The organism is Bacteroides sp. 224 (assembly GCF_010500995.1).
In the GTDB taxonomy this organism is placed as follows: domain Bacteria; phylum Bacteroidota; class Bacteroidia; order Bacteroidales; family Bacteroidaceae; genus Bacteroides.
Genome location: NZ_QVMK01000005.1, coordinates 59484 through 75774, shown reverse-complemented (window position 1 = coordinate 75774; position 16291 = coordinate 59484). Strand labels below are relative to the sequence as shown.

12 protein-coding genes and 2 pseudogenes are annotated in these 16291 nt (G+C 39.7%); 6 read left to right on the top strand and 8 right to left on the bottom strand.

The genetic code is table 11. The annotated features are described in order from the left end of the window. Positions 1–68: 68 nt before the first annotated feature. From carA to D0T60_RS05005, 5 genes and pseudogenes are all read right to left on the bottom strand, one after another. Positions 69–1205, bottom strand: a pseudogene (gene carA, locus D0T60_RS18755) (glutamine-hydrolyzing carbamoyl-phosphate synthase small subunit); the annotation flags it as partial. Positions 1206–1304: 99 nt separating this feature from the next. Beyond that, on the bottom strand, positions 1305–3188 hold the full coding sequence (locus D0T60_RS05020) for an amidophosphoribosyltransferase (RefSeq protein ID WP_163217057.1): 1884 nt from the start codon (positions 3186–3188) through the stop codon (positions 1305–1307). 2 nt (positions 3189–3190) lie between these two features. Then, a complete protein-coding gene (gene glmS, locus D0T60_RS05015; protein ID WP_163217056.1) occupies positions 3191–5035 on the bottom strand; it encodes a glutamine--fructose-6-phosphate transaminase (isomerizing) in 1845 nt (614 codons plus the stop codon). 215 nt (positions 5036–5250) lie between these two features. Beyond that, complete coding sequence (locus tag D0T60_RS05010; RefSeq protein ID WP_163217055.1) at positions 5251–5940, bottom strand: DNA alkylation repair protein; 690 nt, start codon at positions 5938–5940, stop codon at positions 5251–5253. A gap of 198 nt (positions 5941–6138) precedes the next feature. Continuing rightward, positions 6139–6474 carry a hypothetical protein gene (locus D0T60_RS05005; RefSeq protein WP_163217054.1) on the bottom strand — a complete coding sequence of 112 codons (336 nt, stop codon included), beginning with the start codon at positions 6472–6474 and terminating at the stop codon, positions 6139–6141. Between the two features lie 480 nt (positions 6475–6954). Here D0T60_RS05005 and D0T60_RS05000 point away from each other — a divergent pair, with 480 nt between their 5' ends. Further along, a complete protein-coding gene (locus D0T60_RS05000) occupies positions 6955–7740 on the top strand; it encodes a hypothetical protein (RefSeq protein ID WP_163217053.1) in 786 nt (261 codons plus the stop codon). Between the two features lie 15 nt (positions 7741–7755). On the opposite strand, the gene D0T60_RS04995 is transcribed toward D0T60_RS05000, so the two are convergent. The 3 genes from D0T60_RS04995 to D0T60_RS04985 are packed head-to-tail and all read right to left on the bottom strand — an operon-like array spanning position 7756 to position 11720. Then, the gene (locus D0T60_RS04995) at positions 7756–10104 is read right to left on the bottom strand and encodes a hypothetical protein (protein ID WP_163217052.1); all 2349 of its coding nucleotides are present in this window, start codon (positions 10102–10104) and stop codon (positions 7756–7758) included. Positions 10105–10118: 14 nt separating this feature from the next. After that, positions 10119–11123 (bottom strand): hypothetical protein, encoded by a 1005-nt coding sequence (locus D0T60_RS04990; RefSeq protein WP_203558281.1) that lies wholly within the window; start codon positions 11121–11123, stop codon positions 10119–10121. 24 nt (positions 11124–11147) lie between these two features. Continuing rightward, the gene (locus D0T60_RS04985) at positions 11148–11720 is read right to left on the bottom strand and encodes a hypothetical protein (RefSeq protein ID WP_239059493.1); all 573 of its coding nucleotides are present in this window, start codon (positions 11718–11720) and stop codon (positions 11148–11150) included. 41 nt (positions 11721–11761) lie between these two features. On the opposite strand from D0T60_RS04985, the gene D0T60_RS04980 reads away from it, so the two are divergent. The 5 genes and pseudogenes from D0T60_RS04980 to D0T60_RS04960 all read left to right on the top strand — a co-directional run. Next, positions 11762–12526 carry a glycerophosphodiester phosphodiesterase family protein gene (locus D0T60_RS04980; protein ID WP_370524384.1) on the top strand — a complete coding sequence of 255 codons (765 nt, stop codon included), beginning with the start codon at positions 11762–11764 and terminating at the stop codon, positions 12524–12526. Positions 12527–12647: 121 nt separating this feature from the next. Then, on the top strand, positions 12648–13463 hold the full coding sequence (gene dapF / locus D0T60_RS04975) for a diaminopimelate epimerase (RefSeq protein ID WP_163217050.1): 816 nt from the start codon (positions 12648–12650) through the stop codon (positions 13461–13463). Between the two features lie 11 nt (positions 13464–13474). Beyond that, positions 13475–14704 carry an LL-diaminopimelate aminotransferase gene (locus D0T60_RS04970; protein WP_163217049.1) on the top strand — a complete coding sequence of 410 codons (1230 nt, stop codon included), beginning with the start codon at positions 13475–13477 and terminating at the stop codon, positions 14702–14704. A gap of 37 nt (positions 14705–14741) precedes the next feature. Beyond that, positions 14742–15455 carry a hypothetical protein gene (locus tag D0T60_RS04965; protein WP_163217048.1) on the top strand — a complete coding sequence of 238 codons (714 nt, stop codon included), beginning with the start codon at positions 14742–14744 and terminating at the stop codon, positions 15453–15455. 113 nt (positions 15456–15568) lie between these two features. Continuing rightward, positions 15569–16234, top strand: a pseudogene (locus D0T60_RS04960) (ammonium transporter); the annotation flags it as partial. Between the last annotated feature and the right edge of the window lie 57 nt (positions 16235–16291).

Below are 16291 nucleotides of genomic sequence, written 5' to 3'. Positions count from 1 at the left end.
CATTGTCCATTGTCCATTGCTTTGATGAATTCATCGAACAAAAATTCAGTATCGGTTGGGCCCGAGGCGGCCTCTGGGTGGAACTGAGCAGAGAACCAAGGGTTTTTCTTATGCTTGATTCCTTCGTTGGAGCCATCATTCATATTAATGAAAAGAGGTTCCCAATCGGCAGGCAATGTATTATTATCTACGGCATAGCCATGATTTTGGCTGGTAATAAAGCAACGATTAGTTCCCATCATACGCACAGGTTGGTTATGACTACGGTGACCATATTTCAGTTTATAGATAGTCGCTCCCGCAGCTTTACCGAGTAACTGATTACCCATACAGATACCAAAGATTGGCAAGTTAGGGTTTTGCATGGCTTTACGGATGTTTTGTACAGCCTCATCGCAAGTATCCGGATCACCGGGACCATTACTTATAAAAAGCCCATCGAACTCTAAATGATTGAAATCATAATTCCAAGGGACACGAATTACTTCCACATCTCGTTTCAGTAAGCAACGTATGATGTTAGTTTTTACACCACAGTCTACCAGTACTACTTTCTTATGAGCCTCTCCCCGCCCCTCTCCAAAGGAGAGGGAGTTGGTTGGTTGGTAGCGAATGACCTCTTTACATGAAACCTTATCGACATAATTAATTGACTCATAGTCAGGTGTATCTGTTCCTCTCTCTTCGGGAGAGGGGTCAGGGGTGAGGCTATCAAAAACGATGCGCCCCATCATAACTCCATGTTCACGCAACACTTTCGTAAGTTCACGTGTATCAATTCCGGTTATTCCGGGTACTTGTTCACGTTTTAACCAGTTGGCCAGACTCTCTACTGCATTCCAGTGACTATACTCTGTGGAGTAATCACTTACAATGATAGCATCCGCATGGATTCTCTCACTTTCCATAAAGGTTGCCAATCCATTGGGTTCCAACGTAAAAGGAGGCACTCCATAATTGCCAACTAATGGATACGTTAGTACCATTAATTGTCCCGCATACGAAGGGTCAGTTAAACTCTCCGGATATCCCATCATGGCTGTATTAAATACAACCTCACCTGTTACCGGTTTCTCATAACCAAACGATTTCCCGTGAAAAACACTACCGTCATTAAGGATTAAAGTTACAGGTTTAAGCCTCTCCCCGTCCCTCTCCCAAGGAGAGGGAGAAAGAGTTTGATTTGTCTTATACGTTTCTTTCATAATCTTTCTGCATTTTATTTGTTATCCTTTATCATAATCTCATAGTCAAAGCTTTCATCCCTTTTCTCCCTCTCCTTGGGAGAGGGACGGGGAGAGGCTTTAGAATTGGTAAATTTGTTCGATATAATCTATAAATGCTTGGTTGACAAGCTTCACACCACCCGATGTTGGATAATCCCCACTGAAATACCAATCTCCTTTGTGGTTTGGACAAGCTTCATGCAGTCCGGCCAAAGGTTGATATACAAGTTCTACTTTGGCTTTTGTTCCTTTTGGGGTTAGCATTTCAGCGATCTTGGCTGATATTTCTTCATCGGTAAAGGGTGCATATATTTCTTTCACATAGTTAACCATTTGTTCTCCGGGTAACTTCTGTTGGTCTTTGGCTTTGTTATAAGCACGTTCAATCACGTCCTTCATTTCGCGCTCTTTCAATAATTCGATGGCAGCTTTGAAGGCGATAAATTCGTTCATCCTCGCCATATCAATGCCGTAATAATCGGGATAACGTACTTGTGGAGAGGAAGATACAATGATTATCTTCTTTGGTTGCAAACGATCCAGGATAGCAATAATACTTTGTTTCAGGGTGGTTCCCCGAACAATACTATCATCAATAACTACCAGGTTATCTACATTGGGAACAATGCTTCCGTAGGTTACATCGTATACATGGGCAGCCAGATCGTTCCGACTGTTTCCTTCTGCTATAAATGTACGGAGTTTAATGTCTTTAATGGCTACCTTCTCGCTACGGATGCGCATGGAAAGTATTTCGTCCAACTCTTCATGGCTCGGGTTATGCCCTAACGCTTCGATTCGTTTGATTTTCTCTTTATTCAGGTAATTATCAAACCCTTCGAGCATTCCGTAGAAAGCGACTTCGGCTGTATTAGGGATGAACGAGAAAACTGTATTCTTTACATCGCCATTAATAGTTTTCAAGATAGGATCAACCAAGGTTCTTCCCAACATTTTCCGCTCGTTGTAAATATCCACATCACTACCACGAGAGAAATAGATGCGTTCAAAAGAGCATTTCTTCACTTCACGCACTTTATTGATCTGCGCCAAACGCATCTTTCCGGCTTTGTTGACCAGAATAGATTGACCGGGCTGCAACTCTTTGATAGCATCTGCAGAAACATTTAACACTGTCTGAATCACCGGACGCTCAGAGGCTACCACTACTATTTCATCATCCATATACCAGAATGCAGGACGAATGCCCCAGGAATCTCTCACCGCGAATGATTCTCCGCTACCGGTAAGTCCACAAATTACATATCCTCCATCCCAATCTTTGGTAGATGTTTTTAATACGTTCGAAATATCCATTCGCTCCTCAATGCCATGAGTTATATCCATGCCGGTAAGTCCTTCCCTTTCGCATTCCTGAAAGAGTCTTTCCACTTCCCTATCGAGTCGGTGACCTATTTGCTCCAACATAATATAAGTATCAGCATATTTTCTGGGATGCTGGCCGATGGCTGTAATCCGAGCAAATATTTCATCTACATTTGTCATATTGAAGTTACCGCAAAGCGCCAGGTTCTTGGCTCGCCAATTGTTCCGGCGAAGAAACGGGTGGACAAAAGAAATACCGGATTTACCGGTAGTACTATATCTTAAATGGCCCATATAAACTTCGCCTGCAAAAGGCAGATATTTCTTGGCATATTCCGCATCATGTAACTGTTCGGGATGGAGATGCTTGAAATGACTCTGAACTGTCCCGAATATCTCGGTAATGGCATCGGCACCTTCTGCCCGTTCGCGAAACATGTATTCCTCACCGGGATTGGCTTCCAGTTTCACACAGGCGAGCCCTGCTCCTTCCTGCCCCCGGTTATGTTGTTTCTCCATCAACAGATAGAGCTTATTTAAACCATACATCCATGTTCCATACTTTTCCTGATAATACTCTAAAGGTTTTAACAGGCGGATCATGGCTACGCCACATTCATGCTTTAATTGTTCCATCTTTATTCTACAGTTACTGATTTGGCCAGGTTTCTGGGTTGATCTACATCCAACCCTTTACATACTGCTACATGATAAGCAAGCAGTTGCAAGGGCACAGTTGCCACCAAAGGATCTAAACACTCCATAGAAGCAGGAAGTTCGATGCAATAATCGGCTATATTACTAATTATCTCATCCCCTTCGGTTACAATGGCAATTACTTTTCCTTTCCGAGCTTTAATTTCTTGTATATTACTTAATACTTTTTCGTACAATCCGTTATGGGTGGCTACTACAACTACAGGCATCTCTTCGTCTATCAAGGCAATCGGGCCATGCTTCATTTCGGCTGCCGGATAGCCTTCGGCATGAATGTAGGAGATTTCCTTCAGTTTCAAAGCTCCTTCCAGAGCAACCGGATAACTATATCCACGTCCCAGATAAATAAAGTTGCGAGCATAAGTGAATATCTTCGACAGTTCGGCAATCCGATCATTTAGTTTAAGTACCTGCTTCATTTTTTCAGGAATCAAACTAAGTTCTTGTACCACTTTCAGATATTCATCGTTATTTATGGTTTGTTTTTCCTTAGCCAAGGTAAGCGCCAGCATAGTGAGTACTGTTACCTGTCCGGTAAAAGCTTTGGTAGATGCTACCCCTATTTCCGGCCCTACATGAATGTAAGACCCTGTATCTGTGGCACGTGGTATAGATGAACCTACGGAATTGCATATACCATATATAAAAGCTCCCCGGCTGCGAGCCAATTCCACAGCAGCCAGCGTATCGGCTGTTTCTCCGGATTGCGAAATGGCAATAACTACATCGCTTTCGTCAATCACCGGATCGCGATACCGAAACTCCGAAGCATATTCCACTTCTACCGGAATGCGGCAAAAGCTTTCAATCAGTTGCTTACCAATCAGTCCGGCATGCCAGGAAGTACCACAGGCTACAATTATAAAACGTTTAGCTTCCAACAGTCTTTCTTTATAATCAATAACAGCCGAAAGAACCACATTGTTTGCATCTACATTAATTCGCCCGCGCATACAGTCATAAATACAATCGGGCTGCTCGATAATCTCTTTCAACATAAAGTGAGGATAGCCTCCTTTTTCCAACTGACCGATATTCATGACTACCTGCTTCACTTCGGGGGTAGATTCTACATTATTCAAATCTACCACCTTTAGCTCTTTGTTTCGTTCGATGACGGCAATCTCTCCATCTTGCAAATACACTACTTTATCGGTATATTCTACAATGGGAGTGGCATCCGAAGCCAGAAAGAATTCATCTTCTCCTATTCCTACTACCAGCGGACTACTTTTACGAGCTGCGATAATCACATCCGGATGATCTTTTTCCAGCACTGCAATGGCATACGCACCTATCACTTCGTTAAGAGCCAACTGAACGGCCGAGAGTAAATCTATTTGGTTGGTTCGTTTAATGTATTCGATGAGTTGAACAAGAACTTCTGTGTCGGTACTACTTTTAAAAGAATAGCCTTTGGCTTGGAGTTTTTCTTTGAGAGAAGCGTAATTTTCAATAATACCGTTGTGAATGAGAGCGAGAGTTTCGGAAGAAGAATAGTGGGGATGGGCGTTTGCTGAACAAGGTTCCCCGTGAGTAGCCCAGCGTGTATGTGCAATACCAATGTTACCTGAAATATCTTTTGAAATGACGAATTCTTCGAGTTCGGAAACTTTTCCTTTCGCCTTATAAACATTGAGATCTTGTTGATCACTGATGAGTGCTACCCCTGCGCTGTCGTATCCACGGTACTCTAACCGTTTCAGCCCTTTTATTAGGATGGGGTAGGCTTGCTGTTTACCGATGTAGCCTACAATTCCACACATTTTATAAAATGGTTATTTGTTTTTAATCGGCTGCAAAGATATGTATTTTCATAAAAAGAAATTTCTTTGAAATGAGAATAATTGCAAAGAAAAGAGCAAAAAGCAATAAATTAAGGGTTAAAAAGATTAAAGCATATACAAATGTTACATTTGTACTACAAAACAAAGCATTATGAAAGCAAGCCTAAAAATACAGTCTCCTCAGGGGAAAGAGGTTATTTCATCTTCATTTCATTCAACAGTTCCTTAATTACTGGTGATACACGGAAACTTTCACGCGCTTTCTGGATAGATTTATTATGTACAAACTTCGAGAAGGCTTTTTGTTCCAGCAAAGGCAGAGTGTTATCGTAAAACTTAATAAGCCCTACGCTCATAGCCCAGGCAATAGCCATATCCACATAATATTGTCCTTGCGGCACTTCCGAGAAATGCTTCAATGTTTTCTCTATGTAGGTTTCATTTATAAAATAATCCATCAGGATAATAACAAATGTACGCTTTGTAAATTCTCCTTCATCAGTTTTGAGAGGCAAGTAATGGGCAAGTACCTCCTCAGGGTACTTTCCGAATATTTTTAGAGAAGAAATAATAGTATCTACATGTGCCCAATTATCGAACTTCAGAATTAAAGGGTCTAAATAACGAAACACGGTTTCCAAGGAAGGCTTTTTAAGCTGTCCCAATACCAACCCATAAAGAAGAATATGTTCGTAAGTAGTAAACTCTGCATTTTCAAGATAAGTTTCTACATTCGGATTTGTTGCCAGTTCCTTTGCCAACTTTTTAAGTGCAGGCATACGAATGCCGAGTATAGCATACTTCGTAGGAATGAGTTTTTCGTTAAATGCTTTGTAATCGCTCTCTGCCAATGCATGGAGTTGTTGGTTGATTTGGTTATTCATGATTTTATTAGAAATTGATGGTGATCAAGATTTATTCCTATTCATTATGACTACATTATATTTTTTTATCTCCTCTGCTATGTATTCCTGAATTTGTAATGGATTAATTTCATACTTAGGAGTTAAAAACATACTCTCTTATACATTCTAACTGACTGATAGGTTCAAACAATTTCTGCGTATGAACTGCTAATCCTTTCATTTTTGTAATAATGATTTAACATACTGATTAGACCTCATTTTTATATAGCGATTCGGATTTTTAATATTAAAATACAAGAGACTAAACAATATATTATATGAGTGATACTGTGGCTCCAATGGAATAATTTGATGAACCCAAACTTCTTTTATCTTCTTCTTGGGAAAAATTGAAAAAAGTCTATTAATATCCTGTATATCTAAATGAAGTAAAACTTTCTCAATAAGCATTTCATCAGAGATCCGGTTTATTTCAGGCTCTTTAAAAGACCATAAAGCATGTACTTGCATCAATTTATTAAATAGTTCCTTTTTTATTTCTTTTTTATTCATACACCTCTATATTAAAACATTCTCACTCTCCCCAATAATCGATTTTCTTTATAGTTCAATCTATTATTTTATAAAGATACAAAAATATAGAATCATTCATTTCCCTTTTTAATGAAATTCATGAAAAAACGCTCCACACAGCATATTTTCTTTTTATTTACATCCTCACCATTAAACAAAAAAACACGCATCAACTTCAAAGAGTACACGCATCAAGTTTGAAGAGTACACGCGTCAAGTTTGCGAAGTTGACGCGTGTACTCATTGGAGTTGAAGGCTCAAAATCAAAGACCTCCACAAAGCGTTGTAGAGCATCTTTTCGACGCATCTATGTATTTTTGAGAGAATGTATAAAGCTTCCTCTTTTGTTTACAAAATATATAAAAAGCACCGTTCCGATTGTTAGAAAACGAATAAATACCTATATTTACAACAAGAATCAAACATAAAAATCCATCTATCTCAATAAAACATACAAAGATGAAACAACTGTCAACGATCTTCATTGCATTATCTATTTCTTTATTAACCGGCTGCTCCGAAGGAAAGCTTGATGAAAAAGGTTTTCAGGTCAGTACCCCTGCTCAAAATAGAGAGAATAACCACGTTGATGATTTACAAAGCGACTCCTTATCTATTGAAACCCGGCCAAGCAATGTACTGCTAACCGGTATTCCTCAAATAAGAATTACTAATATATATAAGGTGAATCTGAATAGAGATACTAAAACTACATTCATTGGCTCAAACTGCTATCATCAAAACTATTCTGATTTTGCACACAGCAACGGCAATAACTGGAATTATAATTTCATGCCGGGCATTGAAGCAACATTTGGCTACAACATGGTAAATGTTTCTCTTTATGACTTAAAAGAGAATAAAAAGAAACTGTTCTTTGAAAAGCCTGTGCTCGTCAGAACTTTATATTATCCAACATCCTCTAAAGATACATTGAACACAAAGCCTGTACATAGAGACTACTTTATGGTGTCTGTTTATAACGAAGATACCAATAAAGACGGCTTTATAAATGTGAAAGACCTCAGAAGGTTTTATTTATTCGATTGGAAAGGAGAAAGACAAAAAGCACTCGTTCCCGAGAACTACTCAACCATTAAATCGGAATACGACCCAGAGAATGACTTAATGTATGTTTTCGCTCAACTTGATGCCAACAATAATGGCCGACAAGATTCGGGAGAACCTATTCATATCTTCTGGGTAGATTTGAAAGATCCTCATAAAACGGGGCAGTTGTATTAAGAGAGAGCACACCTATTACAAACAACTAACATAATATTCAAAGTATTTACAATTCGTTTCCACTTCCTTGAAAAAACGGGTGTTTTTATACTTCATAAGTTCTTCGAAATACTTACGGTTGGATATCATTACCCAATCCTCATCTCTACCGCTCCACCAATACTCGTCGGCTTGGTACTTGTCGAAAAGTTTTTGGTAATGCATTCCCTGTTCGCATTTCGATAGAGCAAATACAATACGGGCTTTTAACTCATTGTCCGAAGCAAACTGATATGCAGTTTGAAGATAGTTATTGGCTATCTCTACCGAATTATCAAAGTAGGAAGGAATATCTTTCAGGGAAATCTGATCCTTAAACAATCTGTTTTTATCCTTTGTATCAAAAAACCATTGACTATTACTTGCATACCCAAAGCGAACATAATTACGGTAATATCCTGTAGCTGAAACATTATAAAAGAAATTACCCAACAGATAATTGGCTTTGGCCGATCGAGAATCATTCTTCAAAGCCTCTTCTTTTAACTGCATCAATATATATACAAGTTCTCCCTCCGATATATTATCATCTATATAATCAAACTCCGATAAGTAATCTATTGCCATATTATCTTTGCATTCAAAGCATTCTATTCGGTTATAGCCAAATACATCCGATGAAATAGAGTTACTCAAGTATCTGTTTGTTTCAAACATCTGTTTTGCCATCTCTAAATCATCGTTTGCCAGATAAATAACCCCTTTCATATATTTGATATAGTCTGTCACAGATATCTTTTCTTCATTATTAGCTGTGCGAATCCCTACTTTAAACTCGTTTACTAAGTATTCTTCAAAAGTATTCTTATTGGGTTTATTATATAGATTTTCTATCTCTATTAACAAATCGAGGTTCGGATTACCCTGAAGTTCAATCAATGAATTTTGCAACATAAAAGATTTCGCATAGTCTTTTTGAAGATAATAGCGGTTTGATAACAAGTCAATCACATACGCTGCCACCTTACTTCGTCCTTCCGAAGAAGATCTGTTCATAAATACATCATTATATTCCGCATAAAGCCGTTTCTCTACCTCTCTGTTTATAATCGGTTCCCGACCTAAATCTATCAACATGGCTAAAATATCTTTTTGGAGTTGATAACCTTCCTCGCTTACATCTACCTTTTGCAGGTAAGCATTGGCCTCTGCATACTTTCTATCTAAATAGAGTAGATAAGCTGTAGTAATGTTCCAGTAGTTTTTTTGATTTACTTTATTCGATACAGCTTGCGTTTTTACAAAGGTCAGTACATCTTGCATATTTCTTATTTCATCCTTATTAACAATAGGAAAACGCCTGTCTTTATACCCCGACACCTCGCCGTACTTTTCAATATCACTTTCAATAAAGCTGATAGCACGAGCTGTCAACACTTTAGCTTGTATGGCATCGGGCGAACGCTTTGCTATTTTCCGGGCACTTGCCAGCGGATTACTAAACGAAATATAACCCAACAACAAATCTGCATCATTTTTCTCTTCGATGGTTTTAGCTCTCATCAGGAAACTCTCATAGTCCACATTTTCGTTTAATTTCATGGACGACAAAGCCGTTGTTTTCAGATCAATCGAATAAGAAAAGACTTGAAAGAAAAGGCTGTTAGCCGTAATAACATCTCCAAGCCCTCTTATGGCACCTGCTTTTTGCGAAAGTGCATAGTAATACATTTCTGATTTCAGGTTCAAAGGTTCCACATATAAATCGAAAAGATCAACAGCCTCTTGATACCTCTTGTTATAATGGGCAAAGCGTACTAATTGATATCCATAACGTAGTTTAATCTCTTTGTTCTTTGCCTGTTTCCATGCTTTTTGCAGTTTCAGGTTAATTTGATTATAAGGTAGTTTATCAATATCGGTTTCGGAATCCTCGTAATAAGACCAGTCATTACTAAAAGCTCCGGAAATAGTCATATAAGGTTCCAACTCCTTTGCTGTCAATAAGTATTGCAGGGCTTCTGTATGCATGCTTACAAAGTTTCTATCAGCAAACTTTAATTGTTCATCTTCTACGTTTTTGTTGGCGAGCAACCGTAATACATTTTCTTCCGAAGCTTTAAACACCAGATAATAAGCCTGTTCGTATGGTATGTGCAAATAGGTACTCCATTCTTCAATATTACCAAACTTAGTTTCATCTGTTTCATAATAAGGAAGATAAAAATCGAGCAGAAAAGGATAATAACGTGAATCGTTAATAAGTTCCTGCGAAAAGATAAGGCTATAATAGCTATAGTACTCTTCTTCATCCCATCCGCATGACCACAATTTAGAAGAAGACAACAATAAGGAAAGGACGATTATAAGAATTTTCTTCATCATGTTCCGGCTAAATTTTATTTCAGTTCATCTATCGTAAACCTTTCAATAAAGGGTTTATCCAAATGATAATATACTATATGGTAGTTTTTCTTTAATTTACTGTCCAGATAAGATTTTGCTTCATTCAATAATGCCGGATCTATTCTTTCGATACGCAAAGTGAAACCTTTATTCAGATATATGCCTTGCAGAAAAAAGTCATCTTGTGCTTCATAAGTATTCTCTCCTGTCTGCTTAAAGAACTCCGGAACCATATCGGTTATATCCACATTGTTTATCAGCCGTATTTCTCCACGATGATTTGTCACCACTCCCCAGGAATAAAGGGGTAAAGCAACATCTAATTCCACCGGGTATTTATGGAGTTTCCCGGTATACGCCTTCAATAATTCAATGTCTAATATTGAATTTTGAGTATCCGTATCCTGAGGAGATGATGTAGCATAACACATCAGATACACTTTATCGACAGGAGGAACCCCTGTCATTTCCATATCTTTCACCTGGTGTAGTCGTAAAGTACAAGTTATCTTTCCTCCAAACAGTTTTTTCAGTTCGCGTAGAAAAGTAAAAAAGTTCTCTCGGGTAGAAGTAGTCCAATCGCAGTCTATTTGTATTTCGTCCGGAGAAGGTATTTTATTCTTCTCTACAATCTTCTCTATTAACCCATGTGTGCTATTTGCCAAGCTTTCGGGACTACTGTACTCCATCTTTCTGAATGTACGATTGGTAATAAACACCACCGGAATATATTTAGCATCCAGTTCCTTAGGATTGAATAATGCTATTTTTGATTTTGGAGACAGATAATCTTCTGAGTCCACATCAATATCAAAGAAACGTATGTATAGTTTCTCGCAATTCAGTTTCCGAAAATAGTCTTTCTCGGTTTTTCCAAAGGTTACATTCCTTTTCCAATAATAGAAACTAATCTCTTTAGAAGGAGTTTTTTTCTCACAAGCTGTTAATAATGGAATGGCAATGATCCACAGAAGTATCTTTATTTTTAAATGCATCATCTATCTTCACCAAAGTAATTAAAGTCAGTACCTCCCCGGGTAAAACCTTTCCAGCTTCAGTATATAATAACGTAACATTAATAAAGGAACAATGCCAAAAATACCAAATGAGCTATCTATCAATTGCCAGTAGAAAGGAATTTGCCGGATAGATCCGCAAATAAAGATAACAGGCATAATAGCCACACACAAAATCATGGCCCAGTAAACAATCCAGATATTACGAACAGGCTTATAATACACGCCGAAGAAAGCAATGGCTATGGCAATATGTGCAAAGGCCAACCAGTCGGTACCATACGCCAAAAACGGATATGCTTTATTGGTAGTACTCACTCCCTCATAAATCCAAGCGATCCAGTGTTGAAATCCGGTATAATTAGCAGCAGGAACATCGGTAGAGATTCCCAGTATCTTACAAAACAGACCAAGTTCGGTTTCTAAGGGAAATGCAGTAGCTCCTGAAATTACTAATGCTGCCATAAAAAATATTATCAGCAAACGAATGGTTAGTAGCAGTCGTTTTTCTTTCTTCGATCGGTTCATTGTGTCATTCAAATTGATGTTATAAAACGGATTAGGAGGTTTGTCAGCCAAAGGTATAAAAAGTTTTAGTACATTTGTATATCATACTACAAATTGTTATGAGAAAAGCCGTTATCTGCACTCTATTTGTTTTCATATCTGCAAATATGATGTCACAAACCCAAGTCATAGCTCATCGTGGTTTTTGGGATACTCAAGGTTCCGCACAAAACAGTATTGCCTCTTTACTAAAAGCAGATTCCATCAATTGCTATGGCTGCGAATTTGATGTAAGAATGAGCAGTGACGGGAAATTGATCGTTATACACGATGCGATTCACGGACTTACCTCCATCAAAAAGAATACAGCCGATACGCTTACCCGGCTCAAACTGAAAAACGGAGAGAGCCTGCCACTCCTTTCCGAATACCTTCAAAAAGGAACCGAATTAAAAACCCGACTTATTCTGGAACTGAAAAAGCTTAGTACTCCCGAGTTGGAAACCAAAGCCATCGAACAAATCATATCACTTGTTAGCAAAATGCAATTGGAACCGCGTATGGAATATATTTCCTTTTCATTGCATGCCGTCAAAGAATTCATCCGCCTGGCTCCTCAAGGCACACCGATTTATTACCTCAATGGCGATCTTTCTCCTCAGGAACTCAAAGCGATCGGTTGTACAGGGCCCGACTATAACAGCAAGGTATTTAAAAAGAATCCTGAATGGATTACGGAATGTCACTCATTAGGACTCAAAGTAAACGTTTGGACCGTAAACAGTGAAGAAGATATGCAATGGCTTATTAAACACAAAGTCGATTTTATCACTACCGATCGACCTTTAGTTCTTCGTAATCTTCTGAAGAACTATTGAAAGGAATTACAAAAATGAAACATAAATTTAATATCAAAAAAAGATATTATATAAACAAAAAGACATATCTTTGCAGAGGAATTAAACAAAACGACAACAACAAAGATTAATCCTCTACAAAATGACAAAAGAAATAAGATTCACCAAGATGCATGGAGCGGGGAACGACTACATATATGTAGATATCCGCAAAGAGTGCATCCCACATCCGGAGCAGACATCCATTCTGTGGAGTGATCGTAATAAAGGAATTGGAGGCGACGGCTTGGTTTTAATTGGTTCATCGGATATTGCCAATTACAGCATGCGGATATTCAATGCCGATGGTTCGGAAGCCACCATGTGCGGAAACGCCTCGCGTTGCGTAGCCAAATACCTTTATGACAACGGCGACATTCAAGGCAATGAATTCTCATTGGAAACCCTCTCCGGAATAAAATACCTCAAACTGAATATCGAAAAAAACGAAGTAGCATCGGTTACAGTAGATATGAATGAGCCGAGCGATATTCAAGAGATTGAAATTAAACTATCAACCGGACATCAGCTTACCGGAACTACCGTAAATATGGGAAACCCCCATCTGGTGATATTTGTAGATGATATATCGGAAATCAATCTTCCTGTTTTAGGACCGCAAATAGAGCACCATCCTCTCTTCCCGGGACGAGTGAACGTGGAATTCGCACAAGTACTCAGCCCAAACAAAATACGTATGCGAGTGTGGGAAAGGGGTTCGGGAATAACCTTGGCCTGCGGAACCGGTGCCTGCGCCACAGCAGTAGCGGCTATACAATCAGGAAAAACAAAAAGAAAACCGGATGTAATTATGGACGGAGGCACGCTGACCATCGAATGGAATAAAGAAACCAACCACATTATGATGACAGGACCGGCAACCAAAGTATTTGATGGAAAAATCGAAATAAACCAATAAAAGACAACAATATGGCATTAGTTAACGAACATTTCCTGAAACTGCCCGGAAGCTATTTATTTTCGGACATCGCCAAAAAAGTAAATACATTCAAAGCCACACATCCCGATCAGGACATTATCCGCCTGGGAATCGGAGATGTTACACAGCCACTGGCACCTGCATGCATCGAAGCCATGCATAAAGCGGTAGACGAAATGGCAAACAAAAGTACCTTCCGCGGGTATGGTCCTGAACAAGGATACGATTTTCTGACGGAAGCCATTATAAAGAACGACTATACACCTCGCGGCATTCAGCTAAGCAACAGCGAAGTTTTTGTAAGCGATGGTGCCAAAAGCGATACAGGAAACATCGGCGACATACTGCATCAGGATAATAACATCGGGGTAACCGACCCCATCTACCCCGTTTACATCGACAGCAACGTGATGGGAGGGCGTGCCGGAACATTGCAAGAAAACGGTAAATGGAGCAATATAGTCTATATGCCCTGTACAGCCGAAAATAACTTCATACCGCAAATACCGGATAAGAAAATCGACATTCTTTACCTCTGCTACCCCAACAACCCCACCGGCACCACACTAAGCAAAGAGGAACTCAAAAAGTGGGTAGACTATGCTTTGGTAAATGATACACTCATCTTGTTCGATGCCGCCTACGAAGCTTATATTCAAGATCCGTCCATCCCCCACTCTATTTACGAAATTGAAGGAGCCAAAAAATGCGCTATCGAATTCCGCAGTTTCTCCAAAACAGCCGGATTTACAGGCATACGTTGCGGCTACACCGTAGTACCCAAAGAACTAACAGGCACTACTCCGCAAGGAGAACGCATATCATTGAACAGCCTCTGGAACCGTCGACAGAGCACTAAGTTCAACGGAACATCTTATATTACTCAACGTGCCGCGGAGGCCATCTACACCCCCGAGGGCAAAGAACAAATAAAGCAAACAATCAATTATTATATGACTAACGCCCGAATCATGAAAGACGGATTGGTAGCGTGCGGACTGCAAGTATATGGTGGTGAAAACGCCCCTTACCTATGGGTAAAAACACCGAAAGGAACTCCCTCTTGGCGTTTCTTCGAACAAATTCTGCACGAAACCCATGTAGTAGGAACACCCGGGGTAGGTTTTGGCCCCAGCGGAGAAGGTTATATCCGGCTCACTGCCTTCGGCGAACATGACGATTGCATAGAAGCCATGAAAAGAATAAAGAATAGAGATTGAGATTCACATTATTTTAACTATTAAAGGTAAAAGGACAATGAAAAAAATGATTCAAAACAAGTTCAGGGTAATGGCAGCAGCCTTAGTGATTGCACTTAGTACACTAACAGCAAATGCGCAGAACAATGTAGAGGTTTCAGTAGGTGCCGATGTAGTAAGCAATTACATCTGGCGTGGGCAAGACTGCGGAGGGGTGAGTATACAACCCTCTATAGCAGTAGGTAAATACGGATTCTCATTAAGCGCATGGGGATCGGTAGGTATAGAAAAAGAAGACACGAAAGAACTTGATCTTACGTTAGGCTATAACGCCGGAGGATTTAGTGTAGCAGTAACCGATTATTGGTTCGATTATGGCGGAAAATACTTTAAGTATGCCTCCAAAGAAACCGATCATGTGTACGAGGCAACCGTTGGTTATGATTTCGGACCGCTTTCAGTAAGCTGGAACACCAATTTTGCGGGAGCCGACTACTACAAGGCAAAGAGTGATGGTAGCATGGATCGTGCCTACTCCAGTTATGCGGAAGTGATGGTTCCTTTCAAACTCGGCGAATTTGATTTCTCGGCAGAAGTAGGACTTACTCCTTGGGAGGGAGCTTATTCTGATGGATTTAATGTAGTAAATGTTGGACTAACAGCCGGTAAAAACATCAAAATCACCGACTCATTCTCCCTACCTGCATTTGCCAAAATAACAGTAAATCCGAATACGGAAAAAGCATACTTTGCATTTGGTATTAGTTTTTAAAGAAGGTAATTAAAACGTTTTCAGGTAACACTCATTATTTTAAATTATGAAAAAGATTGAAGCTATCATCCGCAAAACAAAATTCGAGGATGTAAAGAAAGAGGCGACATTGCACAAAAGATGGTAAGTCGAGAGCCATCCCCGGGCACAACCTGACGCTGGCCTGTTTGGGAGTTTTCATCCTTTGGTTCGGATGGTTTGGCTTCAACCCCGGTTCTCAATTGGCAGCAGCCGGAGAAGCCGATCGGCTTGCCATTTCGCACGTATTTTTAACCACCAACCTTTCGGCTTGCGCCGGTGGTTTCTTTGCCTTGATACTCAGCTGGTGCAAATACAGCAAACCATCGTTATCGCTCACATTAAACGGTGTGTTGGCCGGGTTGGTAGGTATTACAGCCGGATGCGATATTGTTTCGCCCGTAGGAGCTGTTATCATCGGTGCTTTATCGGGAATTACTATGATTTATTCTGTAGATTTCATCGATAAAGTACTGAAAATAGACGATCCTGTAGGAGCCTCATCTGTACATGGCGTATGCGGCTTCTTAGGAACTGTACTTACCGGATTTCTTGCCACAGAAGAAGGTTTACTCTACGGTGGTGGCTGGCAATTCCTCGGAGCTCAAATATTTGGTGCCTTAGTGGTAGGCGCATGGGCACTTGGCATGGGGTATATCATCTTCAAAGCACTCGACAAGATTCATGGTCTCCGCGTGAGCCCACGTGTCGAAGAAGAAGGATTGGATGTATACGAACATGGAGAATCGGCCTATAATTAATTGACGATTGGACAATTTACGATTTACGATTAGAGTAACTCTCTATATTGTAAATCG

Excerpts from the sequence above, each read along its gene's own strand:
- D0T60_RS04990 (WP_203558281.1), bottom strand. The coding sequence starts at position 11,123 with ATGATGCATTTAAAAATAAAGATACTTCTGTGGATCATTGCCATTCCA.
- D0T60_RS05020 (WP_163217057.1), bottom strand. The coding sequence starts at position 3,188 with ATGGAACAATTAAAGCATGAATGTGGCGTAGCCATGATCCGCCTGTTA.
- glmS (WP_163217056.1), bottom strand. The coding sequence starts at position 5,035 with ATGTGTGGAATTGTAGGCTACATCGGTAAACAGCAAGCCTACCCCATC.
- dapF (WP_163217050.1), top strand. The coding sequence starts at position 12,648 with ATGACAAAAGAAATAAGATTCACCAAGATGCATGGAGCGGGGAACGAC.
- D0T60_RS05010 (WP_163217055.1), bottom strand. The coding sequence starts at position 5,940 with ATGAATAACCAAATCAACCAACAACTCCATGCATTGGCAGAGAGCGAT.
- D0T60_RS05005 (WP_163217054.1), bottom strand. The coding sequence starts at position 6,474 with ATGAATAAAAAAGAAATAAAAAAGGAACTATTTAATAAATTGATGCAA.
- D0T60_RS04995 (WP_163217052.1), bottom strand. The coding sequence starts at position 10,104 with ATGATGAAGAAAATTCTTATAATCGTCCTTTCCTTATTGTTGTCTTCT.
- D0T60_RS04970 (WP_163217049.1), top strand. The coding sequence starts at position 13,475 with ATGGCATTAGTTAACGAACATTTCCTGAAACTGCCCGGAAGCTATTTA.
- D0T60_RS05000 (WP_163217053.1), top strand. The coding sequence starts at position 6,955 with ATGAAACAACTGTCAACGATCTTCATTGCATTATCTATTTCTTTATTA.
- D0T60_RS04965 (WP_163217048.1), top strand. The coding sequence starts at position 14,742 with ATGAAAAAAATGATTCAAAACAAGTTCAGGGTAATGGCAGCAGCCTTA.